This window comes from Ruegeria sp. AM5 (genome assembly GCF_056540645.1).
Map to the genome: position 1 here is coordinate 70,550 of NZ_JBQFXC010000009.1, position 22,082 is coordinate 92,631.

Sequence of the window (22,082 nt, forward strand, 5' to 3'; positions counted from 1 at the left end):
AAGTCGCGACTCGGTAGAATCCAATACCCCAAAGGCATAGCTTTCCGAGTCGGAGACTCCATGCCTGCCCTGATCCCTCTGCACAATCTCCCTGTACGCGCAACTCGCGCGGCATGTGGGTTGGCAGGCATATTCCTTCTGTTGTTGCAGGCCTTTGGACCGGTGCTGGCGAGTCCCGGTGAAAGTGTCTGGATGGAGATCTGCTCGGAAGGCGGCGCGGTCTGGGTTGAAGTTGATCTTGAGGAGGACACCGAAGACCCGACCGCGTACTGCCCAAAATGCGCCGATTGCGCGCTGTGCGCTGTCACCAGTGCAGCGCCCGCACCCGAGCTGGTGCAGATACCGCAAATCGGAAACTTCCGTGTTGTACAGCTTCAGAACAGCAAATCTTCCATGTTGTACAAGTCGCATAAGCTGTGGCCCGAAACCCGGGGACCTCCGCGCCCGACCCAAGAAACTGCTGAACGCGCCCTGCGCGCGACCATGGTGTCCACCCTAAGTATCGGAGGTGCGCCGTGGTCGTAAGTCGCGCAATCCATATAATGCTGGCCCTTGCCCTGTCCTGCCTAACGGCGATCAGTGCCCATGCCGACAGCCTTGCCAGCTTCCTGCCCGAGATTGAACCCGCCGATCTGGCCCCCGGTGCTGATGCCATTGGGCCGGTCCGCGATGACGTTCCGGTTGCACCCGTTCTGAAGGCCGGCGAGACCGTTGCCTGGGCCTTCCTAACCTCTGACTTCGTTGGCACCACCGGCTATTCCGGCAAACCGATCCATGTGGTCGCCGCCATCGATGATCAAGCGGTGCTAACCGGTGTGCAACTGGTCAAACACTCGGAGCCCATCGTTCTGATTGGCATCCCCAACGCGCGCATGGTTGAGCTGACCGAAGGCTATGCCGGTCTGGACTTGAAGGTTGAGGCTGAAACCGGCGGTGAGGGGCATGACCTCGATATCATCTCGGGGGCCACCGTCACGATCATGGTGATTGATGACAGTCTTGTGCGCGGCGGCATCAAGGTGGCGCGGGCGCTGGGGTTGGGCGGTTTGTCTCCGCTGCAGGCCGATGGGCCGAAACGCGAAGTCGATCTGGCGCAGGATGCGGTATACGACTGGACCACCCTGTCCGGCGACGGCTCGGTCCGGCGACTAACGCTGGATATCGGGCAGGTCAACGCTGCGTTCGAAGCCACCGGAGATCAGCGCGCCATCAAACGCCCTGAACCCGGCGAACCAGATGACACCTATATTGATATGCATATGGCGTTGGTATCCGTGCCGTCGATCGGCAAGTCGCTGCTGGGTGAGGCCGAATATCAAAACATGGTCGACTGGCTGGACGAAGGCGAGCAGGCTATTCTGGTGCTGGGGCGTGGGGCCTACAGCTTCAAGGGCTCGGGCTATGTCCGGGGCGGGATTTTCGACCGGATTCAGTTGATCCAAGGCGACAATTCGGTGCGATTCTTCGACAAGCAGCAGCGCCGGTTGGGCAAGGTTGCGGCACCCGATGCCCCAAGTTTCACGGAATTGGACATCTTCAAGATCCCCGCTGAGGCCGAGTTTGATCCGGCCGAGCCCTTCCGCCTGCAACTGTTGGCGCAGCGGGCTGTGGGCGCGGTTGAGAAGACCTTTCTGACCTTCGATCTGGGCTACAAACTGCCCGAGCAGTATCTGCTGCCCGTTACGGCCCTTGTAGTCGTCGATGACGCCACCGGCGAGGCAGCAGCCAAGGCCGCGCTTTGGAAACGCATCTGGAAGGATCGCACGGTTGAGATCGGGGTGCTGGGCGTCATGCTTTTGGTGCTGACAGCGACATTCTTCTTCCAGTTCCACGCCACCATGATCGCCCGCGTCTTCTATTGGTTCCGCATCGGATACCTGACCATGACGCTGTTCTTCATCGGCTGGTACGCCAATGCGCAGCTGAGCGTGGTGAACCTGATGGCGCTGGCAGGCAGCTTGCGCACGGGATTCTCTTGGGATGCCTTCTTGCTGGACCCGTTGGTCTTCATCCAATGGTTCGCTGTCGCTGCCGCGCTGCTGTTCTGGGGTCGGGGTGCTTATTGCGGCTGGTTGTGCCCGTTCGGCGCGCTGCAGGAACTGACCAACAAGATCGCGCGGGCCTTCAAGGTGCCGCAATGGACACTGCCCTGGGGCCTGAATGAGCGGCTCTGGCCCGCGAAATACATGATCTTCCTCGTGTTGTTCGGGATCAGTTTTGTCTCGATCCCGCTGGCAGAAACCTATGCCGAGGTCGAGCCGTTCAAGACCGCGATCATTCTGAAATTCATGCGCGACTGGCCCTTCGTGGTCTTTGCGCTGACCCTGCTGGGGATCGGGCTGTTCATCGAACGGTTCTATTGCCGCTATCTCTGCCCCTTGGGTGGTGCGCTGGCGATCCCTGCCCGTATCCGCATGTTCGACTGGCTGCGCCGCTACAAGGATTGCGGCACCCCCTGTCAGACCTGCGCCAACGAATGCCCCGTTCAGGCGATCCACCCAACCGGTGAGATCAATCCGAACGAGTGCGTCACCTGCCTGCATTGTCAGGTGCTCTACCAGTCCGAGGACAAATGTCCCGTCGTTATCCGCCAGTTGAAACGGCGGGCCAAGACAGGGTCGGTTCAACCGAAAAACCCCCTCGGACAACCACCGGCGAACCATCCGAACGCCAAACCGCAAACCGTTTCCTAAAAAGGAGGAACGATCATGTCGGAACACGATAAGAAACTGAACGTCACACGCCGCGGACTGCTGGGTGCATCTGCAACCGGCGCCGTGTTGGCCGGAACCGGTCTGGGCAGCACCCTGATGACCGCGAAAGAGGCCAGCGCCGCCGCCAATGCCGCGCTGGAGCCCGGCGAGTTGGACGAATATTACGGCTTCTGGTCCTCGGGTCAGACCGGCGAGGTGCGTATCCTCGGCGTGCCGTCGATGCGCGAGTTGATGCGCATTCCGGTATTCAACCGCTGCTCGGCCACCGGCTGGGGCCAAACCAACGAGTCGCTGAAGATCCTGACCGAAGGGCTGCTACCCGAGACCAAGCAGTACCTGGCCGCCAATGGCAAAGTCACCTATGACAATGGCGACCTGCACCACCCGCACATGTCCTTCACCGATGGCACCTATGATGGCCGCTATTTGTTCATGAATGACAAGGCCAACACACGCGTCGCGCGCATCCGCTGCGACGTGATGAAATGCGACAAGATCATCGAAATCCCGAACGCGCATGACATCCACGGTCTGCGTCCGCAGAAATACCCGCGTACCGGCTATATCTTCGCCAATGGCGAACACGAGGCACCGCTGGTCAACGATGGCGAGATCCTCGATGATCCGTCGCAATATGTGAACATCTTCACTGCCATCGACGGTGACACGATGGAGATCGCATGGCAGGTGATGGTGTCGGGCAACCTCGACAACACTGACTGCGACTATCAGGGCAAATACGCATTCTCGACCTCGTATAACTCGGAAATGGGTATGAACCTGGCCGAGATGACCGAGAATGAGCTGGACCACGTGGTCGTGTTCAACCTGAAAGGCATCGAAGACGCGATTGCTGCTGGCAACTATCAGGAGCTGAACGGCGTCAAGGTCGTGGACGGGCGCAAAGAGGCGGGCGGTAACCTGACCCGTTACATCCCGATCCCGAACTCGCCGCATGGTGTGAACGCCGCGCCCGACAAGAAACACATCATGATCAACGGCAAGCTGTCCCCGACCGTATCCGTGATCGATGTGGAAAAGGTCGATGCGCTGTTTGCCGACAATGCCGATCCACGCTCGGCCATCGTGGCGGAACCGCAGCTGGGTCTTGGCCCGCTTCACACCGCGTTTGATGGCAAAGGCAACGCCTACACCACCCTGTTCCTGGACAGCCAGGTGGTGAAGTGGGATATCGCCAAGGCCATCGAAGCCTACGGTGGTGCGGATGTTGATCCAATCCTCGACAAAGTGGATGTGCATTATCAGCCGGGCCACAATTCGACCTCGATGGGCGAAACGGCTGAGGCTGATGGCAAGTGGCTGATTTCGATGAACAAGTTCTCGAAAGACCGCTTCCTGAACGTCGGGCCACTGAAGCCGGAAAACGAGCAGTTGATCGACATCTCGGGTGATAAGATGAAGGTGGTCCATGACGGGCCGACCTTTGCGGAACCGCATGACTCGATCCTCGTGCACCGGTCCAAGGTGAACCCGGTCAATGTCTGGGATCGCAACGACCCGATGTGGGAAGATGCCCGCAAACAGGCCGAGGCTGATGGTGTCGATCTGGAAGAGGGTGCCGAGGAGCCGATCCGCGATGGCAACAAGGTGCGGGTCTACATGACCTCGACCGCGCCGGTGTTCAGCCTTGAGAAGTTCACCGTCAAACAGGGTGACGAGGTCACGTTGTATGTCACCAACCTGGATGACGTGGATGACGTGACCCACGGGTTGTGTCTGTCGAACTTCGGCATCGCGATGGAGGTTGCGCCGCAGGCCACCGCCTCGGTCACCTTCATTGCCGACCGTCCGGGCGTGCATTGGTTCTATTGCCAGTGGTTCTGCCACGCGCTGCATATGGAGATGCGCGGCCGGATGTTCGTTGAGCCGCGGAGCGCATAACCATGCGTTGGTCCCTGCTCATACCGCTCCTGCTCGGCTCGCCCCTTTGGGCGGCGGATTGGGATGTGCCCAACCGGGCAGGGGCCATCAACGAGATACTGGCGCAGGCGGCGGATGGGGACACCCTCCGCCTGAGCCCCGGCGTTTACACAGAAACGCTGGTTCTGGACCGGCCCGTCACGATTGACGGGCTGGGACAGGCCACCATCGACGGACAAGGCGAAGGCAGCGTCATCACCGTGACCGGGCCGGGTGTGACCGTGCGCGGTCTGACGGTGATCGGATCGGGCTCGGACCATGATGGGATCGACAGCGGCATCCAACTGACCAAGACGGCCCATGCGCCGGTGGTCGAAGACAATGTGCTGCTGGGCAATCTCTATGGCATCGACATCCATGGGGCCAAGGACAGTATCGTCCGGGGCAACCGGATCGAAGGACGGCAAGACCAACGCATGAACGAGCGCGGCAATGGCGTCTATGTCTGGAACGCGCCGGGTGCGGTGGTTGAGGACAACGATATTCGCTATGGCCGCGACGGAATCTTTGTAAACTCGTCGAAGAAGAACACCTTCACCGGCAACCTGTTTCGCGATCTGCGTTTTGCCGTGCATTACATGTATGCCGACAATTCGGTGGTCAGCGACAACGTCTCGATCGGCAATGATCTGGGCTACGCGGTGATGTTCACGACCAATGTGACCGTGGCCAATAACGTCTCGATCGGCGACCGCGAACATGGCGTCATGCTGAACTACGCCAACAAAAGCACCATCACCGGAAACGTTGTGAAAGGTGCGAAAGAGAAATGCACCTTCCTCTATAACTCGAACAAGAACGAGTTCACTGATAACTGGTTTGAGGGGTGCGGCATCGGCATCCACTTTACCGCTGGCAGCGAGCGCAACCGCATCGTTGGCAATTCATTCATCGGGAACCGGACGCAGGTGAAATACGTCTCGACCAAATGGGTCGAGTGGTCCGAGGACGGGCGCGGCAACTACTGGTCCGATTTCGCCGCTTATGATGTGGATGGCAACGGCATTGCCGATGCCCCCTATCGCCCCAATGACAGTATGGACCATGTCCTGTGGACCCAACCCTCAGCTAAACTGTTGCTCGGCTCCCCTGCCGTGCAGCTGGTGCGCTGGTCGCAATCGGCCTTCCCGGCGCTGTTGCCGGGGGGCGTGATGGACAGCAACCCATTGATGCAAGCCCCTGAACCCCCAGCTATGAAAAAGGTGCCTCATGACGGATAAGGCCCTGTCAATCGACCATGTTCTCAAGGACCGTGGAAAAACCCGCGTTCTTGACGATATCACCCTGTCTCTTGCCCCCGGTCAGCGCGTGGCGCTGCTGGGCCATAACGGTGCGGGCAAGTCGACCCTGATCAAATCCATCCTCGGCCTGACGCCGATCCATGGCGGCGCCATTCGGATCGGAGATGCCACCCCCGGCAGCGCGCAGGCGCGTCGCGAGACGGCCTATCTGCCCGAAGCGGTGTCGTTTCATCCCGCTTTGACAGGGCGCGAGCAGTTGACACTGTTTGCGCAGCTTTCAGGCGCAAAGGCCGACGTGCTTGGCCTGTTGGAGCGCGTTGGTCTCAGCGACGCATTGGACCGCCGGATCGGTACCTATTCCAAAGGCATGCGGCAACGTCTGGGTCTGGCGCAGGTGCTGTTGGGTCAACCGAAAGTGGCTTTGCTGGATGAGCCGACAAGCGGGCTGGACCCGATCTCGCGGCAGGACCTTTATGCCATCATCGACGAGCTGGCTGCCCAAGGCACAGCCGTTCTAATCGCCAGCCATGCGCTGACCGAGGTCGAGGCCCGTACTGATCGCATCGCCATCATGCGCAAGGGCCGGATGGTCGCTGACGATACGCTGAACAATCTGTCGGCTCTGGCCGGTCTGCCGATCCGCTTGAAAGTACGCGCCAGCGCCAATCCTGATGTGCTGGCCGCTGAACTGGGTGGCAACCGGATCAATGGGGCATCCGTTGAATTGCTCTGCGCACCCGAAGACAAGATGGAGGCGCTGCGCCGGATCGCCGGATTGGGCGACGCTGTGGCGGATGTGGAAATGACCCCGCCCAAGCTGGAAGACCTCTATCGCCACTACGCACAGGAGGATTTGCAATGACCCGCTTCCTCGCCATCACCCGCACAGAAATGCTGATCCTGCGCCGCAACCGCTGGCTGCTGGTCGCCACATTGATCATGGTGCTGTTCGCTTTGGCGCTGACCTTTGCGGGCAGCGCACCAACCGGCACGTTGGGAGTCGACATGCTGACCGTCTCGGTGGCCTCGATGACCACGCTTTCGGTCTATCTTGCACCGCTCTTGGCGCTGATGATCGCCTTTGACGCCATCGCGGGCGACGTGGATCGCGGCAGCCTGTCACTGCTGCTGTCCTACCCGGCGGGGCGCGGAGAAATCCTGTTGGGCAAATTCACCGCCCATCTGGCCGCGCTGGCCTTTGCCATGACCATCGGTTTCGGCACCGCTGGCGCAGTGGCCGCCTTCTTTGGCGGCGCGGGTCCGGAAAGCCTGATGGCTCTGGTCCGCCTGATCCTCACATCTATCCTGCTGGGCGCTGTCTTTCTGGCGCTTGGATACTTGCTGTCCGCCCTGGCAAAGGGGGCCACGGCGGCGGCAGGTTTGTCGGCCGGGCTCTGGCTGGTTTTTGTCGTCCTCTATGATTTGGGCCTGTTGGGGGCCGTCGTCATGGACAAGGGCGGCGCTTTCACCCAATCCGTCTTTCCATGGGTGATGGTGGCCAACCCGGCCGACGCATTCCGTTTGTGGAACATCGCCGCAACCGAGGGCGTCGCGATAGCCTCGGGCATGACCGGGGCGGCGCAGGCCCTGCCGGTCTGGGCCGCGCCCGCCTCGCTGCTGATCTGGCCGGTGCTGGGCTTTGCCCTTGCGCGTCTCGCATTTCGGAGAGTTGAGCCATGAGATACCTAGCCCTGATCGCTCTGGTCGCGTTGACGGCCTGCAAAGAAGAGGTGGCCGAGGCTCCCGACCCGGTTGATCTCACCCCGGATGCGCTGAGTTATTTCTGCCAGATGAACATCGCGGAACACGGCGGGCCCAAAGGGCAGATCCATCTGGAAGGCTATCCCGCGCCTTTGTTCTTTGCGCAGGTGCGCGACATGCTGGCCTATCTGAAAAGCCCCGAACGTGACGCCAAGATCACCGCTGCCTATGTCAGTGACATGAGCGTCGCGCCCAGCTGGCGGCAACCGGGGATTTCCAACTGGATCGCAGCCGATGGTGCGACCTTTGTCGTCGGCGCCGATGTGGCCGGTGGCATGGGTGCGCGAGAAGTCGTGCCCTTTGGCGACCCCGCTGCGGCAGAGGCGTTCATTGCCGAATATGGCGGCGCCGCCCTGCCACTGTCTGATATTCCCGATGCCGAAGTGCTGGGCCCCGTCGATCTGGACCTCGCGCTGGAGACCCCCGCATGACCATTCTGACCCGCCGCCGTTTCCTGGCCATCTCAGCCGCCTGCGCCGCCGTACCCGCCGCTGCTGGCAACGTCGCCCAATGGCGCGGTATCGCGCTGGGCGCACCCGCCAGCCTGAGGCTGGAAGGCTCGACGGACGCACAGGCCGCGCCGATCTTTGCTGCGGTCGAGGCAGAGCTGAATCGGCTGGAGGATATATTCAGCCTCTACCGGACGCACTCGCAGATCAGTCAGCTTAACCGGATCGGCCACCTGGTCACCCCGGCGCCTGAGCTGCTGGAGGTGCTGAGCCTGTGTTCCACGCTTCACGACGCTTCGGGCGGGGTGTTTGATCCGACGATCCAGCCCCTGTGGCTAGCGCTCGCCAGTGGCGCGGCGGGGTCGCAAGTGGAACGTGCGCGCCAGACGATTGGTTGGGACAAGGTTCACGTAAGCGCCGGTGAGATCCGCCTGCCGCATCCCGGACGCTCGGCGATTACTCTGAACGGGATTGCTCAAGGTGCGATCACTGACCGGATTGCCGCTTTGATGCGATCCTTCGATCTGCGCGATGTGCTGGTGGATATGGGCGAGGTCGCCACCCTTGGCCAGCGGAGCAATGGCGAGCCGTGGCGCGTCGGGCTGGCCAAGCCCGACGGTGCTGTCGCTAAACGGATCACACTGCAGGACCGCGCCGTCGCAACCTCGGCCCCCGAAGGCACCATGCTGCAGGGCGATCAGGGGCATATCCTGAACCCGAAAGGGTTGGGTGCGCCCTATCGGGCTGTATCAATCTCAGCCTCGCAGGCAGCATTGGCAGACGGGCTCTCAACCGCCCTATGCCTGACCCCGCGTGCCAAAGCAAACGCGCTGATATCGCGTTTTCCGGGCGCGCGTGTCGAGATGAGTATCTGAGCGCGGGTAAAGCTTGTCGTAAGGGGATGGTGCCTCAAGAGGGACTCGAACCCCCGACCTTGTCCTTACGAAGGACCTGCTCTACCAGCTGAGCTATTGAGGCGATGCGGAAGCTCGTTTAACGGCAGCGCGCGGGTCATGCAAGCGTGGATTGCCGGGCCGTTGCGCGGTTGACCACTACGCATTCATCCCGCATCCTGACGCCAACATGATCCGCCCGGCGGGTTACGGTGGTTTATCAGATATTTGGCAAGGTCATTTGGATGTCCGGGAATTCGCAGAAGTCTTATGTTCTAGACACCCACCGGCTGCGCGACCCGGAAGAGACCCTGGCCATCGTCAAACCATTCCTCAAGCAGATGGGCATAACCCGGATCGCCAACCTGACGGGACTGGACCGGGTTGGATTGCCGACAGTGATGGTGACGCGGCCAAACTCGCGCTCGGTCGCGGTGTCGCTGGGCAAGGGGCTGTCGCTGAACGCAGCCCGGGCTTCGGGCGTGATGGAAGCGATTGAATCCTGGCACGCAGAGCGGATCGAACTGCCGCTACGGCTGTCCAGCTTTGCTGATCTGGCGGTGGAGTATGTGGTCGATGCCGACCGTCTGCCCAGCGTCACCGGCGGGCAGTTCGACCCTCATCAGGCGATACTGTGGGTGCTGGGGCGCGATCTGCCCTCGGGCCAGCCCTGCTGGGTGCCGTATGAGATGGTGGACACCGATTATACCACCTCGCCCGTGGCTGGGCAGCGGGCGTTTCCGCGAACGACAAACGGGCTGGCGTCCGGCAACAACCTGACCGAAGCCAGTTGCCACGCGATCTGCGAGTTGATCGAGCGTGACGCCACAACGCTGTGGCACCATCAGGGCGCAACCCCGCGTGTTAATCCCCGTACAGTGGACGACCCGCGTTGCCTTGAGGCGATGGAACAGATTTCTGCGGCGGGGCTTGATTTGGGAATCTGGGACACGACCTCGGACATAGGCATCGCCAGCTTTCGCTGCGCGATATGTGAGGACGGAGGCACCACGGGCCATATCGGCATCGGCGACGGCTGCCACCCGGATCGCGCCATTGCCCTACTGCGGGCGCTGACCGAAGCGGCGCAAACACGGTTGACCTATATCTCAGGGGCGCGGGATGATCTGGACCCGGAAGAGTTCTCAGACACTGCCCGGAACTGGCGCAGCGGATACATCCGCGAACTGATCGATGGCTCGGCGCCCATCGGTGATTTCACCGAATGCCCAACTTACGTGACCGGATCGTTCACGGATGACCTGTCTTTGTTGCTGGCGCGCCTGTCCGAGGCAGGCATTGATCAGGTGGTCACTGTTGATCTGTCGCGACCCGAAATTGACATCGCAGTGGTGCGCGCGGTGATACCGGGCTTGGAAGCGCCCCATGACGATCCCGACTTTGTCGCAGGCCCCCGTGCGCGAGCGGTGATGTCATGAGTGTGGTTGTCTTTGTCGGGCCGACGCTACGGGCCGAAGCCGTGCGCGAACATCTGAACGCCACTATTCTACCCCCGGTTCAGCAGGGCGATGTGTATCGGGCAGTGCGGGAAAAGCCGCGTGCGATCGGGATTATAGACGGGTATTTCGACGGGGTGCCCTCGGTCTGGCACAAGGAAATCCTGTGGGCCTTGGAGCAAGGTATACCGGTCTTTGGCAGTGCCAGCATGGGTGCGCTGCGCGCGGCAGAGCTGGCGGATTTCGGGATGATCGGGATCGGCCAGATTTTTGAGGGTTACCTGAATGGTGCCATCGAAGATGATGACGAGGTAGCGGTGCTGCACGGCCCTGCCGAGCTTGGCTTTCCACCGCTGAGCGAGCCTATGGTCTCGATCCGCGCCACCATTGCGCAAGCCAAGACAGCGGGTGTGTTGTCGTCTGAGACGGGCGACGCGTTGCAGCAAAAGGCGAAAGACCTGCACTACCGTGACCGGGTTTGGGATCGCATCCTTGAGGGCGCTTCGGACCCGCAACCCTTTCAACGATGGTTGCCCGAGGGGCAGGTGGATGCGAAAGGGGATGACGCCCGCGCGATGCTGGCTGAGATGGCCCGCTTTCTGAACGCTGGAACGAATGTGTCAGACTCACATCGCACCGAACGGACGCTGGTCTGGCGTGACCTCTGCGCTCGTGTGGATGGGGAAGCCGCACAACAGGATAGCGAGGCGCGGGCGCTAGTGGATGAGCTGCGGCTTGATCCGGTTCTCTACGCGCATCTGCGTGATCGCGCAGCGTTAGGCTTGCTGTCTAAGTACGAGACCCGCCGACAGGGGTTGGACCCGGATAAAGACGCCGTGGTCAAGCAGATGACCGAACATCGGCTGGAGGCCCGGCTACCCCGCCATGCGGATTTGCTTGAATGGCTGGAAGAAAATGACCTGACCCTTGTGCAGTACGAGGCGATGCTGGCCGACAAATCCCGTGTCGATATCGCAATCCAAACGCTGGCCGAGACAATGGATGCCGCTTTGCTAGCCGAGCTTCGACGCTCGGGCGACTACAGCGCGTTGCGCGACCGGGCCCAGCGCAAAGCGGCGCTGCCGCTGGACCCGAGCAACGCCGCAATTCGAACGCGTGCCTTGGTCTGGTATTTTGAAACACGTCTTGACCAGAGGGTGCCGGATGATCTTGACTCCTACGCGATCGGGCTTGGCCTTGAGGGGCGCGATGCCTTGGTCGATCTGATTGAAGCCGAGTTCCTGTTTTGCCACACCAGCGGCGATCAGGTTGATCAAGAGCCAGGCTTGGCAACAGGTCTGCGCGCAGGCGGATAACGGGAGGGAAAAATGGCAATCTGGCCCGACTATTCAGAGAATGACCCCCCCGGCACGCGGTTCTTACTATATCCGCAATCGCCCTTTTTAGAGCCGAATTCCAAGCCCGAACTGGTCGAAATATCGGCCCCGCAAGGGACCATAGGCCCAGGCCCATCGGGCCCCCGCATGTATGCGATGTACCCGGTCGACAAAACGACCCCCTATGGCGCGATGATCGAGGGTGAAGACGGCCCCGAGATGTATCTGCCCGCATGGGACGGCTATATCCTGCCGCCGCCCGAGCCCGATGAGTTTGGCAATTTCATCCATATCGATCCCGAGGACCCGGCCTTTGAAGCCGCCCATCTGTTCGGAGCGGCCCATTTCACCATGGATGTGTGGGAGGGCTATTTTAATCGCCCGATCCCCTGGCATTTCGCGCGTGATTTCGAGCGGCTTGAGCTATCGTTGCTGCCAAGTCTAGATAACGCGCATATCGGTTGGGGATTTCTGGAAACCGGTGGCACTCGCGATATCGGTGACGAATACCGCCCCTACAGCCTGAACTTCGATGTGGTCGCGCATGAGATCGGCCATGCCATCATCTACAGCGTGGTCGGCATGCCATCCGAAGAGGATGCGACCGGCGAATATTATGGGTTCCATGAATCGGCGGCCGATATGGTGGCGCTGTTGGCGTCGCTGCATTTCGGCTCGGTCGTGGATGAATTGCTGAAAAACACACGCGGCAACCTTTATACTTATAACCGGCTGAGCCGCTTTGCCGAGCTGTCGCAGAACTCGCAAATTCGGATCGCCGCCAATGACCGGACGCTTTCTGAATTCTCGCATGGATGGTCCAGCGAACACGCCCTGTCGGAACCACTGACCGGGGCGATGTTCGATATTCTGGTCGATATCTACCACGAACGACTGGTAGCACATGACGTGATCGACCCGGAGATGGAGGAGCTCTCGGACGAGTTGGAAGGGACCGACGAATACAATGCGATCATGCAGGACCTGTTCGACGAACATTACGCAGCCGACCCCGAAGGCTTTCGGGTCGCCCTGATCGAAGCGCGGGACCTGCTGGGTTCCTACCTTGCAGATGCGTGGGAGAAATTGGACCCCGATATGCTGAGCTACTTCGGCGTTGAACGCGCCTTGGTCATGGTCGATCACGAGGTCACCGGCGGCGCATTCCGGCAGATTATCGAAGGTAATTTCCGCATGCGCCACATCGGATTGACAGCGCCCGGCCCCCGTTTGACCAAGCCCGACGGGACGAGCCATGCCGCGTCGGTTCGTACACTGTCACCCGAGGTGAATGAACCTTAAAGTCTTTGTTTTTCCCCCGCTATTGTGGCAGGTTACGCGCACGGGGTGATAATAGTGACATTCAACGCGCACTGAATGCGCAAACCGGGACAGGCGAGGCAATCGGCAGCGTCGACCCCCGATAGGGAGAAAGTGATATGTCTGAGTCCTTACTCAGTTTTTCCGAGGTATTACTGTTTGGGCGAGAGTTAAGTGATTTAAAACTGAAACAACGCTCGGTCCGGTTGGCCGAAGAGGTTGAGGAAGACTACGACTTCAGTAAGAAATTCACCAAAATCGACGGCGTACATGTCCGGGAAGACGATCGTGTTCTGGTCCAGGTCGGGGATGCGGCAAACGAAAAGTCCGGCATCTACAAGGTCATCAAGGACGGCGACAAGTTCAAGTTCGACAAGCGGAAGAAGGTTCCGCACGACTCGTTTGTCTATATACGCCGCGGACGTCAGTTCAAGCATACCCACTGGCAGCAGATCGCGAACCGGCACTCGGAACAGCTGTTCATCGAACAGGATGGCCGCCGGAGGGGTCGTGGCGTCAATAATTTCATCGGGGACCAGTTCGGAGGCGATGCACGGCTGGCCCGGATTTACGGCTTCGCCTATGACGGCACCTATTACGAGATGCCGGAACCCACGATCTTTCTGGTGCATGGCGAAGGCGAGAGCGCGACGGGTGGCAACCTGCCCCATGGCTTCAAGCTGCAGACCAGCAATGACGCTAACGCGCCGGACACCACGCAACAGGCCGCACGCGCGCCGATGAACCCCTCGGTTTCGGGCGTCGCGGCAGCGGATTACCAGATGGCCAATGACATCCGCGTCTGGAACTACGATCAGGCCGATTACACCATCCGCATGGATATCGCAGCCGGTCAGATCGAAGACGTGCTGCTGGACGTCTATTTTGAATATGACGCACCGATGATGTCCGGAGCCAAGGTCTCGGGCGCCAAGGTGAGCGGGGCCAAGGTCTCGGGCGCGAAGGTCAGCGGGGCCAAGGTGTCCGGTGCTAAGGTGTCAGGTGCCAAAGTCAGCGGCGCAAAGGCACGTGGTGAATAGGAAGGCTGAAATGATCCTGACCGATTGACGTTTGGTTTTATTCCAACGTCTGCTTTGGGTTGGCGGGCCATTTATGCCTGACCCGCCATCCCTTTCGAAGATCAGAACTTGCCGTTTTCGTGCGCCATTTCGGCTGGCGTAGGCGAAACGACGTCCCAATGTTCAACGATCTTTCCATCTTCGACGCGCCATAGGTCGAAGAAGGCCCAAGGGTTCCCGCTGACGGTGGCATCTGAGGCGACAAAGACAAAGTTGCCTTCGGCCACCACAATCTGCGGCTCGAATTTGGTGATCACATTCCCCTGCTCTGCCCAGGCTTTGGTGCCCTCGATCAGGCCATCGATCCCATCGGCAAGCATTGGATTGTGCTGCATATAGACCTCGGAATACATCGGAGCTTTCTCGGGCGCGGCACCGCCCAGAACGTCACGCACAAACCCCAGAACCAGCGCCTTGTTTTCTTCTGTTTTCTCAAGATCGGTGATCTCGGTCGGCCCATCTGTCATGCCACGGCCCGACACTGTTGTTTCGGGAACGGGCTGCAAATTGTCCCAATGTTCAGCAACTTTGCCATTCTCGACGCGGAATATGTCAAAGGCGGCGAGGGTCGGTGCACCAAAAGCGTCCGCGTTGTCGAACGTGCTGTGCAATACAACCATATCGCCTTCGGTGATGACCCGGTGGGTAGTTGCAGTCATCCCGGATTGTTCGACCAAAGGGATCAGGCCGGCCAGGCCTTCGGCTCCGGCCGGGACTTGCGGGTTGTGCTGAATATAGTCCGGGGTAACGAGCTGTAGCGCAGCTTGCGGGTCATGTTCAGCAAAGGCAGCCGTAAAAAGTGCGATTACAAGTTCTTTGGGGGACATGTTGATTTCCTGTGATTCGTATCTACTGGATACGTGGTAGCAAATCCATACTACATTTAAATTACGTACTTTAAAATGACCTGGTATGCTTGAGGCTACTGCCTGAATTTTCAGGGAGTTGTACCGAAGCTAAGGTGACGCTATTGTGCGATTAAGTTTCGAAACAATACCAGAGACTGAGATGCTACCAATTGGTGTTGCCAACAAGGCAGAAGCTTCCAACTGCTCAATCCGTTCCGTACTGTCCAATGTGACGGGCAAATGGCGGATGATCATCATCCTTGCGCTGGAGGATGAGCCGAAACGCTTTGGCGATCTCAAGCGCTGTATCGGAGACATCACACAAAGTGTGTTGACCGAAAACCTGCGCGGGTTGCAACGTGATGGTTATTTGACCCGCACCGTCGATCCCGGACCGCCAGTGGCAGTGTCCTATGAATTGACGCCTTTGGGCAGAAGCTTGCTTGAAATGCTGAAACCGCTCGTCTTCTGGTCGCACGAACAAATGGATGAAGTCAGGCGACTACGCATGCAGTTCGACCGCGAACAGGCGAGTTGATTTTTATAGGCGAGATCGGGCAGAAGCTCAGAACCCGGCCTTTTTGAGCCCCTCGACAAAATGCTGCGTGTCGTCGGACAGGCGGTCTGGCTGAACCTTGGCCCAGCGCGACAATGAGAAATTGGGATGCGCTGCGCGGTGTTTGTCGGCGATCTGGCGGGCCATTTCCAGCTCGCCCTTATGGGCATAGCTGGCGGCCAGCACGCGCTGCCCCTCGGTCGGGTTGTTCATCTTGTTCACGCATGAGATCACGTCGTCATAGCGTTTGAGATTGTAATAGGCCCCGCCCAGATGCCACAGGTACTGATCGGGGAAATAGGGGTTCAGGCGCATCGCCTGCTGCAGATGTTTGATGGCGGTTTCGTTGTCGCCCCAATGGGCCAGCGCATCGGCGTAGTCCGAATGCATGTCCGCATCGTTGGGGTTAAGCTGTAGGGCGCGTTTGTAGGATTCGATCGCCGAGTCATGCTCTTTACGATAAAGCTGCACATAGCCCAGCTCTCCAAACCCGCGCGCGTCTGTGGGGTCAAGCTCCACCGCACGCTGAGCCAGCGACAGCGCCTTGTCCAGCGCGCTGTTTGGGTCTTCGGTCCATGAATAGCGCCAATCGATGTTGAGCGTGCGTGACAGGGCTGCTGCAGCCCGAGCATAGCCGCCGTCGCGCTCAAGCGCGGATTCGTAGCAATGCTGCGCCTTGCGGTTGTCGTTGCGGGTGTATTTGAAAATATGGTGCTGCCCCTGCAGAACCGAACCATAAGCCCGCAGGTCTGACGGGATTGCCTGCACCATGCGCAGCTTTTCATGCGACTCGATCATGACTGCAGTGGCGGCAACGATGCACTCGGTCACCTCATCCAGGATGTCGAAGATATCATCGAGCTTACGGTCGAACCGTTCACCCCAGATGGTGCGTTCGGTGTTGGCGTCAATCAGCTCGGCCGTGATCCGGATACGACTGGACGAGCGGCGCACACTGCCGCGCGCGATGTAGCGCACGTTCAGGCGCCGAGCGGCCTCTTGCGGCGACATCGACTGGGTCTTGAAGAAGAACGAGGAATTCCGGGCAATGATGAACAGGTTCCGGAACTTGGACAGGTTCATGATGATGTCGTCGGTCAGCCCTTCGGCGACCCAGCTTTCATCTTCATCCCCGCCTTGGCTAGTAAAGGGCAGCACCGCAACCGACGGGTTATCGGGCCTTTCAAGCACTTCCAGCTGCATCTCAGGACGTAGGGTTGCGGCCATTGTTGCACCCTCGACCTCGGTTCGGACACAGTAGGTCGCGACCGGAGACATAATGTTCTTGAGCTGCTTGGGACCGAGGAATTCATAGCCATAGCGCAGGCGGTTACGGATCTGTTCATAGACGGCTGCGCTGACATAAACCCGTTCTGGCTCGGCAATCTCCTGCAGGCGGGCAGCGATATTGACGTTGTCACCATGGATGCCGCGTTCGTCCATCAGAACTTCGCCCATGTGAACTCCAGCGCGGAATTTGATGTTGTGCTCATAATCGCGCGCCTGATTATGTTCCGCAGCGATCCGATGCAGTTCGATGCTGAACTCTACCGCACTGGTCGCCGTGTCGAATAAGGCAAGGATGCCGTCACCGCGCACTTCGATGATTTTGCCCTGATACTTTGAGCAAGCCGATTCAAGCTGCGAAAGCAAAGACTTCAACGCGTTATACGTATCCATCTCGTTCTCGCTCATCAGGCGGGAATAGCCGACAACGTCGGCAAAAAGCACCGCGCCTAGTTTCTGTTTTATTGATGCGTCCGAACCGGTCGTGTTCACTGGCAATACTCAATTGTGTTGTCATGTCGAATCCGACAGGACTGTTTTAGCAAAAAATGACTCAGAATACGTAACATTTTAGGTATCTGCACCGGAATCGGGGGGCCAAGACCACCCAGAGGCATCAAAACTGACCACTGTTTGGGCGCCTAACTCCTGCGCGAGCACCTCTCGACGCGCGAGCCAGTCCTGCTGCAACATCCCCACGACAACCATGTCATGGAACTGCCCATCCGCGAACCAGGCCTGACGCATCGTGCCCTCGATCTCGCAGCCGATTCGCTGGATCAGATCGCGGCTGCTGTGATTGTCGGCCCGGTAATACGAGGTGATACGGTTCAGCCCCAATTGCCGGAATGCGAAATCCAGCATCAGCGCAACCGAACGCACCGCCACGCCATGTCGACGGATGGATTTGTCGACAAATACCGGAACCACCGCATCCCTGTTGACGCTGGAAATTGCTTCAAGCCCGGTCATCCCCACCAGATCACCACTGTCAGATTCGATAGCGAACCAGCATTTGCAGCAGTCCTTTGAGGCGTTTATCGCGTCTTCCCAATATTGCTCGGTCTGTACCAGGTTCTGCGGTATGCGCGACGTACGGTCGAACAGGGCCAGGTCATGGATATCCTGAAACCAGCGCGCAACTGTTCCCAGATCCGCCTTTTCCAAAGGACGCAATCTGAACAACCGGGGTGAGCTATCGGGCAAGAGAAAATATCCTCCGAGTACAATTCTGAAAATCTATTCGCGGGATACTAGCACGAAAATTTCAGAAACAATAAGAGGTTGTTCACACAACGCAGCCGTAGGCCGCTACCCGCTGAACGGGTGCAACCGACAAACTTGTAATGGGTGGCAGGTCGTAAAGAAGCGTTACGATCAATCAGCGGTTTTCAGCGCGAATGAGGAAGATGTTGCGCAGGTAGATGGACAGGCCCATCGACTGACCCAGAATAAAGACCGGGTCACGGCGATAGATCGCATAGCTCAGCAGGATAAGCCCGCCGCCGATCGAAAGGTACCAGAACGCCATCGGGATGACGGATTTCTTGGCGCGCTCTGACGTGATCCATTGCACGATAAACCGGGCGCTGAACATCAGCTGACCGGCCAGACCGATAAAGACCCAGAGCGCCTCGGTCGGGCTGTCGACGTGCAGGATTTCCAGAATGGTTTCTTTCATGACCGGGACGCCTCGGTCGCGGAAACGGATTTGGCGCGGCGGGTCAGCCAGACGACGCCGAACAGATCCCAGATGCCGACCATGGCCCGCCCGAAATTGGTGTATTTGGATTCGCCCGACAAACGCTGCTGATGCGCCACATCCACCAGCGCGATATTCCAGCCATAGGCCTTAAACAGGGCGGGCAGATAACGGTGCATATGATTGAAAAAGGGCAGATCGAGGAAAGCCTGCCGTCGGAACGCCTTGAAACCGCAGCCGGTGTCACGTGTGCCGTCTTTCAGCATCCAGCCCCGCAGTGCATTGGCAAAGCGCGAGGCAAGCTTCTTTGACGCAGTGTCTTGTCGGCCAACCCGTTGCCCCGCCACCAGGCCGATCGAGGTATCACCACCCGACACCAGCGGCGCCCAAATCTTTGGCAGCTCTTCCGGCGGGTTCTGTCCGTCGCCATCCAGCGTACAGCAGATATCCGCGCGTGCTTCCTTGACGCCGGAATGCACGGCAGCACTTTGGCCACCGGCCGTTTGGTGCTGCAGGATGCGCAGTTGCGGACAGTCTTTCTGCATCTGTTGCAGCGCCGCAAAAGTGCCATCGGTCGATCCATCATCAACCGCGACAATCTCGAACGCGGGCAATTCGGTCGCAGCAGTGCAGATGCCCTGGATAAGACCAGGAACAGCCCCCTGTTCGTTATGCATGGGAATCACGATCGACACAGTGGGTCGATTGTCAGCGTTGGCATCATGATCAGCATGCATGGTGGATAGCTTTACTTGTTTCAGTCTCAGGGCTTTTGCGGGATCAACGGCGAAAATTCAAGTGGCCACCGCATCGCAGGCCAACATCTGCGCAACTTGTTGGGGCATTGTTCAGCGATGGGGCGGATTGCACCGTGTCTCCTATTCAGGGGCGGGCGTGACACCGGTTGCCGACCAATAGACCAAACCCTCAACCGCAGTTGGCTGCGTCTCGAGCCCGATTAGGTCAGGTGCCAGCTCAGACAACTCACCCTCCGAACAGAGCCCTCGCAGCGGGCCGGTGGTATAGCCGAACCTGTCGAGGTATTTGTGCAGCTCCAGCCGTCTTAGATAGACAAAGCGCCTACCGTTGGAAGCAAAGACCGATGCGGCCCCGGGCGGTACGCGCAACTTGCGGTCATAGGCGCAGAGCAGCAGGGTTTCATCCGGCTGCAGCATTGCACCCAAAGGGGTCAAAATCTCGGCCTCGGGCACGCCCAAGCGCACGCGGCCCTTGCCCAGATCGGTGGCATCGCGGTCATAGAACAGGCCGCCTGCAACAAAGACCAGACCCAGCGCGGCCACCATCCCGGCCCAGCGCAGGCGCTTGACCGAAAACAACAAACCGGTTGCCGCGACCATCAGCATCGGCAGGATCAGCAGGGTGTAGCGTGCATAGACCTTGCCGGCTGCGGCCCACATCATGATAACGAAGAACGCTGCTATCCCTGTTGCAGCAAGAAGTCTGGGCCGCTTTTGCAGAAATGGCAGAGCGCAGATGCCGACAAAACCCAGCAGCCGCAACCACGGCTCGCCCGCGATGATCAGATCATAGAGTTTCCCGAAGCCGCGATCGCTGAGCGATGGGCGAAAACGATCCAGCATCTCGCCTTTGATGTTGCCATCCAGCGAGTCGCCAAAGAGGAACCGAAGCTCTTGCAGGATCGGCCAGGCGAAGGCCAGCGGGATCGCAATTTTGAGCGTTAGGCGAAACGTTCTGTTCTGCCAGATCTCGCTGAACGGTTCCGTCTGCCATCTGTTGGTCAACTTCAGCGTCAGTAGTGCCAGCGCTAGAAAGGCCAGCGGGGTTGGGCTTTTCTGCAAGGCGGCCAACACCAGAGTTGCGCCGAAATAAGGCCAGTATTTCGGCTTTTCCAACGCTGCCAACAGGGCTGCAATTCCAAGGGTCGAAAAGAAAACCGCACCGGTATCAAGCATCGCGGATGTGGCGTGTTGCCAGAACTGAAGCGACGTGGCCACCAGCAGGACCGAAGGCAGCATGGCCCAGGGGCTGCCCGGGATCATCACCCGCGCCAGTACGGCCGTTGCCATCAGCGCGCCCAGCGCAAAGATCATCGACGGCAGGCGCAAGGCCAGAATATCAGATACGCCAAACTCCATCAGCAGCGCAGACATCCAATACTGCATGGGCGGTTTTTTCAGGCTGGGTTCGTTGTTGGAATAAACCGCCAGCCAGTCCCCATTGCGCGCAAAGCCTGTACTGCGGTCATAAGTGTAGAATTCATCGTAGTGATAGATGTTCCCAACACCCAGATCAGTCAGATACCAGGACCAGACCAGGACCATCACCAATGCGGTGGCGAAGTAAGGAAGCAATCTTAGCCAATTTGGGGAGGTACCGGTCATGCTTTCCGTGGTCCTATCGCGTCATAGAAATATGTGGTGTTGATCCCGCCGGGCCTTGTTTGAAACTGCCGCGCGTCGCGCTCCCATTATTGCGTCGCCCGTCCAAGAGCAAGAAGTTTAGAAAGGCGACCGCGCTTGTCAGACTGCAGGCTCGGCCTCGTCGGGCAAAATCAGGCTCAGCTCACCCTCTTTGAAGCCATCGAAGGACAAGTCCCAGCTGGCACCGGGCCAAAGCAGTTGCAACTGCTTCTTCGCAGGCCGATAGACCGCAGTATAGAGCGTGCCGAAACCTGATCTGAAAGCCGTTGAATAAAGCGGCGGACGCAGGAACGCATCGATAAACCGCTTCTCGCTTTCCGGGTGCTGGTTGAGACGGTTGAGCAAGAACCTTTCGCGTTCCACGGTGGCCGTAAAGCGCGCATGCGTGGACCATTCGACATGGCCCTGATGGTTGGTCGCGACCGGCTGGTCCGAGATTTGCGGGTGCCGGTCTGGGGCTAGATAAACCGTGCTGTGGTTATACTTGGCATCCAGAACGGTGACGTTATAGCTCATGTGGCAGGGGATGCGGCACAGGCAGTCGACCGCCTCGGCCGTTGTCTCGCAGGTTTGAAGGACATAGCGCAGGATCAGCGGCACGCCAAAGCCGTCGCCGACCTCGCGCCGCCCGCCAAAGGTGAGCGAGACCGTCAGACCGGCATCGTTGATGCCATCAAGCAGACCCAGAACGCCGTCGCTCATCCCGATGATCCCGCGCCCGTCCCAGCGGGTTTTCAGCAGAGCGGCGTCAAAGGTTTTTGGATGGTAGTCGTAATTGCGCACCAGAAACGGTGTCTTGCCACGCCAAATCGCCTGGCTGCAGCCCGAAAGATATTTCGGCGGGCAGTAAAAGCTGAGAAACCGTGCCTGGCTGTCGCTGCCGCCGACCAGTTCGACGATCTCTTCATAAAGCGGCAGGATCTCGGGCATGTGTTTTTGCAACGCGCGCAGGCATTCGCGATAGGTGGGGCGGGCCGAATACCCCTCTTGCGCCCACCATTTGCGGTAGGCGGGCCAGTATTCGGCAAACAGCCCGGCCAGCTTGGGACCGGGCTGCGCTTCGTCAATTGAGCGAAAAACAAGCGCCATGGGGCT

General features: G+C 59.2%; 20 protein-coding genes and 1 tRNA gene. 13 read left to right on the top strand and 8 right to left on the bottom strand.

Features of this window, described 5'->3' with window-relative positions:
* Window positions 1-60 precede the first annotated feature (60 nt).
* Genes ACR0AH_RS17385 through ACR0AH_RS17420 form a run of 8 tightly spaced genes read left to right on the top strand, consistent with a single transcriptional unit; the run spans window position 61 to window position 8,981 of the window.
* Window positions 61-525: a DUF2946 family protein gene (locus tag ACR0AH_RS17385; protein WP_170625389.1), complete on the top strand. Its 465-nt coding sequence runs from the start codon at window positions 61-63 to the stop codon at window positions 523-525.
* A gap of 17 nt (window positions 526-542) precedes the next feature.
* A complete protein-coding gene (locus tag ACR0AH_RS17390) occupies window positions 543-2,693 on the top strand; it encodes a 4Fe-4S binding protein (protein ID WP_480592994.1) in 2,151 nt (716 codons plus the stop codon).
* A gap of 15 nt (window positions 2,694-2,708) precedes the next feature.
* Window positions 2,709-4,616 carry a TAT-dependent nitrous-oxide reductase gene (nosZ, locus tag ACR0AH_RS17395; RefSeq protein ID WP_170398107.1) on the top strand — a complete coding sequence of 636 codons (1,908 nt, stop codon included), beginning with the start codon at window positions 2,709-2,711 and terminating at the stop codon, window positions 4,614-4,616.
* 2 nt (window positions 4,617-4,618) lie between these two features.
* A complete protein-coding gene (locus tag ACR0AH_RS17400) occupies window positions 4,619-5,875 on the top strand; it encodes a nitrous oxide reductase family maturation protein NosD (protein ID WP_480562903.1) in 1,257 nt (418 codons plus the stop codon).
* Window positions 5,865-6,758, top strand: coding sequence for an ABC transporter ATP-binding protein (locus ACR0AH_RS17405; RefSeq protein WP_170398101.1), 894 nt, complete (start codon window positions 5,865-5,867; stop codon window positions 6,756-6,758). The genes ACR0AH_RS17400 and ACR0AH_RS17405 overlap by 11 nt, the downstream gene beginning before the upstream one ends.
* The gene (locus ACR0AH_RS17410; protein ID WP_170733811.1) at window positions 6,755-7,576 is read left to right on the top strand and encodes an ABC transporter permease; all 822 of its coding nucleotides are present in this window, start codon (window positions 6,755-6,757) and stop codon (window positions 7,574-7,576) included. Before ACR0AH_RS17405 ends, ACR0AH_RS17410 begins: the two co-directional genes overlap by 4 nt.
* Window positions 7,573-8,088, top strand: a complete 516-nt coding sequence (locus ACR0AH_RS17415) for a nitrous oxide reductase accessory protein NosL (protein WP_170595018.1) — start codon at window positions 7,573-7,575, stop codon at window positions 8,086-8,088. Before ACR0AH_RS17410 ends, ACR0AH_RS17415 begins: the two co-directional genes overlap by 4 nt.
* Window positions 8,085-8,981, top strand: a complete 897-nt coding sequence (locus tag ACR0AH_RS17420) for an FAD:protein FMN transferase (RefSeq protein WP_480592966.1) — start codon at window positions 8,085-8,087, stop codon at window positions 8,979-8,981. Before ACR0AH_RS17415 ends, ACR0AH_RS17420 begins: the two co-directional genes overlap by 4 nt.
* 27 nt (window positions 8,982-9,008) lie before the next feature.
* Here the strand turns inward: ACR0AH_RS17420 and ACR0AH_RS17425 are convergent.
* Window positions 9,009-9,084 (bottom strand) — tRNA-Thr (locus tag ACR0AH_RS17425).
* A 160-nt stretch (window positions 9,085-9,244) separates the two neighbouring features.
* On the opposite strand from ACR0AH_RS17425, the gene ACR0AH_RS17430 reads away from it, so the two are divergent.
* The 4 genes from ACR0AH_RS17430 to ACR0AH_RS17445 all read left to right on the top strand — a co-directional run bounded on the left by ACR0AH_RS17430 (window position 9,245) and on the right by ACR0AH_RS17445 (window position 14,153).
* A complete protein-coding gene (locus ACR0AH_RS17430; RefSeq protein WP_480592968.1) occupies window positions 9,245-10,438 on the top strand; it encodes a YcaO-like family protein in 1,194 nt (397 codons plus the stop codon).
* Complete coding sequence (locus ACR0AH_RS17435; RefSeq protein WP_480592970.1) at window positions 10,435-11,772, top strand: TfuA-like protein; 1,338 nt, start codon at window positions 10,435-10,437, stop codon at window positions 11,770-11,772. The genes ACR0AH_RS17430 and ACR0AH_RS17435 overlap by 4 nt, the downstream gene beginning before the upstream one ends.
* Window positions 11,773-11,784: 12 nt before the next feature.
* A complete protein-coding gene (locus tag ACR0AH_RS17440; RefSeq protein ID WP_170397993.1) occupies window positions 11,785-13,095 on the top strand; it encodes a gluzincin family metallopeptidase in 1,311 nt (436 codons plus the stop codon).
* Window positions 13,096-13,232: 137 nt separating this feature from the next.
* Complete coding sequence (locus ACR0AH_RS17445) at window positions 13,233-14,153, top strand: pentapeptide repeat-containing protein (protein WP_170397991.1); 921 nt, start codon at window positions 13,233-13,235, stop codon at window positions 14,151-14,153.
* Window positions 14,154-14,254: 101 nt separating this feature from the next.
* Here the strand turns inward: ACR0AH_RS17445 and ACR0AH_RS17450 are convergent, their stop codons facing one another.
* Window positions 14,255-15,019 (bottom strand): nuclear transport factor 2 family protein, encoded by a 765-nt coding sequence (locus tag ACR0AH_RS17450; protein ID WP_480592972.1) that lies wholly within the window; start codon window positions 15,017-15,019, stop codon window positions 14,255-14,257.
* 181 nt (window positions 15,020-15,200) lie between these two features.
* On the opposite strand from ACR0AH_RS17450, the gene ACR0AH_RS17455 reads away from it, so the two are divergent.
* Window positions 15,201-15,578, top strand: a complete 378-nt coding sequence (locus ACR0AH_RS17455) for a winged helix-turn-helix transcriptional regulator (RefSeq protein WP_170397987.1) — start codon at window positions 15,201-15,203, stop codon at window positions 15,576-15,578.
* Window positions 15,579-15,605: 27 nt separating this feature from the next.
* Here the strand turns inward: ACR0AH_RS17455 and ACR0AH_RS17460 are convergent, their stop codons facing one another.
* From ACR0AH_RS17460 to ACR0AH_RS17485, 6 genes are all read right to left on the bottom strand, one after another.
* On the bottom strand, window positions 15,606-17,375 hold the full coding sequence (locus ACR0AH_RS17460; RefSeq protein WP_480592974.1) for an adenylate/guanylate cyclase domain-containing protein: 1,770 nt from the start codon (window positions 17,373-17,375) through the stop codon (window positions 15,606-15,608).
* A 78-nt stretch (window positions 17,376-17,453) separates the two neighbouring features.
* Window positions 17,454-18,089 (bottom strand): GNAT family N-acetyltransferase, encoded by a 636-nt coding sequence (locus tag ACR0AH_RS17465; protein WP_170648222.1) that lies wholly within the window; start codon window positions 18,087-18,089, stop codon window positions 17,454-17,456.
* 175 nt (window positions 18,090-18,264) lie between these two features.
* Entirely contained in the window at window positions 18,265-18,564 is a 300-nt protein-coding gene (locus ACR0AH_RS17470; RefSeq protein WP_039542759.1) for a lipid-A-disaccharide synthase N-terminal domain-containing protein, read from the bottom strand.
* Window positions 18,561-19,322, bottom strand: coding sequence for a glycosyltransferase family 2 protein (locus tag ACR0AH_RS17475; RefSeq protein WP_480592976.1), 762 nt, complete (start codon window positions 19,320-19,322; stop codon window positions 18,561-18,563). The genes ACR0AH_RS17470 and ACR0AH_RS17475 overlap by 4 nt, the downstream gene beginning before the upstream one ends.
* Before the next feature lie 141 nt (window positions 19,323-19,463).
* On the bottom strand, window positions 19,464-20,948 hold the full coding sequence (locus ACR0AH_RS17480; RefSeq protein WP_480592978.1) for an ArnT family glycosyltransferase: 1,485 nt from the start codon (window positions 20,946-20,948) through the stop codon (window positions 19,464-19,466).
* Between the two features lie 138 nt (window positions 20,949-21,086).
* Window positions 21,087-22,076: a C45 family autoproteolytic acyltransferase/hydolase gene (locus tag ACR0AH_RS17485; RefSeq protein WP_480592980.1), complete on the bottom strand. Its 990-nt coding sequence runs from the start codon at window positions 22,074-22,076 to the stop codon at window positions 21,087-21,089.
* Window positions 22,077-22,082: the final 6 nt, after the last annotated feature.

What these genes read in the sequence shown, in the direction of transcription:
- ACR0AH_RS17385 (WP_170625389.1), top strand. Translation starts at nt 61, where the DNA reads ATGCCTGCCCTGATCCCTCTGCACAATCTCCCTGTACGCGCAACTCGC.
- ACR0AH_RS17390 (WP_480592994.1), top strand. Translation starts at nt 543, where the DNA reads ATGCTGGCCCTTGCCCTGTCCTGCCTAACGGCGATCAGTGCCCATGCC.
- nosZ (WP_170398107.1), top strand. Translation starts at nt 2,709, where the DNA reads ATGTCGGAACACGATAAGAAACTGAACGTCACACGCCGCGGACTGCTG.
- ACR0AH_RS17400 (WP_480562903.1), top strand. Translation starts at nt 4,619, where the DNA reads ATGCGTTGGTCCCTGCTCATACCGCTCCTGCTCGGCTCGCCCCTTTGG.
- ACR0AH_RS17405 (WP_170398101.1), top strand. Translation starts at nt 5,865, where the DNA reads ATGACGGATAAGGCCCTGTCAATCGACCATGTTCTCAAGGACCGTGGA.
- ACR0AH_RS17410 (WP_170733811.1), top strand. Translation starts at nt 6,755, where the DNA reads ATGACCCGCTTCCTCGCCATCACCCGCACAGAAATGCTGATCCTGCGC.
- ACR0AH_RS17415 (WP_170595018.1), top strand. Translation starts at nt 7,573, where the DNA reads ATGAGATACCTAGCCCTGATCGCTCTGGTCGCGTTGACGGCCTGCAAA.
- ACR0AH_RS17420 (WP_480592966.1), top strand. Translation starts at nt 8,085, where the DNA reads ATGACCATTCTGACCCGCCGCCGTTTCCTGGCCATCTCAGCCGCCTGC.
- ACR0AH_RS17430 (WP_480592968.1), top strand. Translation starts at nt 9,245, where the DNA reads ATGTCCGGGAATTCGCAGAAGTCTTATGTTCTAGACACCCACCGGCTG.
- ACR0AH_RS17435 (WP_480592970.1), top strand. Translation starts at nt 10,435, where the DNA reads ATGAGTGTGGTTGTCTTTGTCGGGCCGACGCTACGGGCCGAAGCCGTG.
- ACR0AH_RS17440 (WP_170397993.1), top strand. Translation starts at nt 11,785, where the DNA reads ATGGCAATCTGGCCCGACTATTCAGAGAATGACCCCCCCGGCACGCGG.
- ACR0AH_RS17445 (WP_170397991.1), top strand. Translation starts at nt 13,233, where the DNA reads ATGTCTGAGTCCTTACTCAGTTTTTCCGAGGTATTACTGTTTGGGCGA.
- ACR0AH_RS17450 (WP_480592972.1), bottom strand. Translation starts at nt 15,019, where the DNA reads ATGTCCCCCAAAGAACTTGTAATCGCACTTTTTACGGCTGCCTTTGCT.
- ACR0AH_RS17455 (WP_170397987.1), top strand. Translation starts at nt 15,201, where the DNA reads ATGCTACCAATTGGTGTTGCCAACAAGGCAGAAGCTTCCAACTGCTCA.
- ACR0AH_RS17470 (WP_039542759.1), bottom strand. Translation starts at nt 18,564, where the DNA reads ATGAAAGAAACCATTCTGGAAATCCTGCACGTCGACAGCCCGACCGAG.
- ACR0AH_RS17475 (WP_480592976.1), bottom strand. Translation starts at nt 19,322, where the DNA reads ATGCATGCTGATCATGATGCCAACGCTGACAATCGACCCACTGTGTCG.
- ACR0AH_RS17480 (WP_480592978.1), bottom strand. Translation starts at nt 20,948, where the DNA reads ATGACCGGTACCTCCCCAAATTGGCTAAGATTGCTTCCTTACTTCGCC.
- ACR0AH_RS17485 (WP_480592980.1), bottom strand. Translation starts at nt 22,076, where the DNA reads ATGGCGCTTGTTTTTCGCTCAATTGACGAAGCGCAGCCCGGTCCCAAG.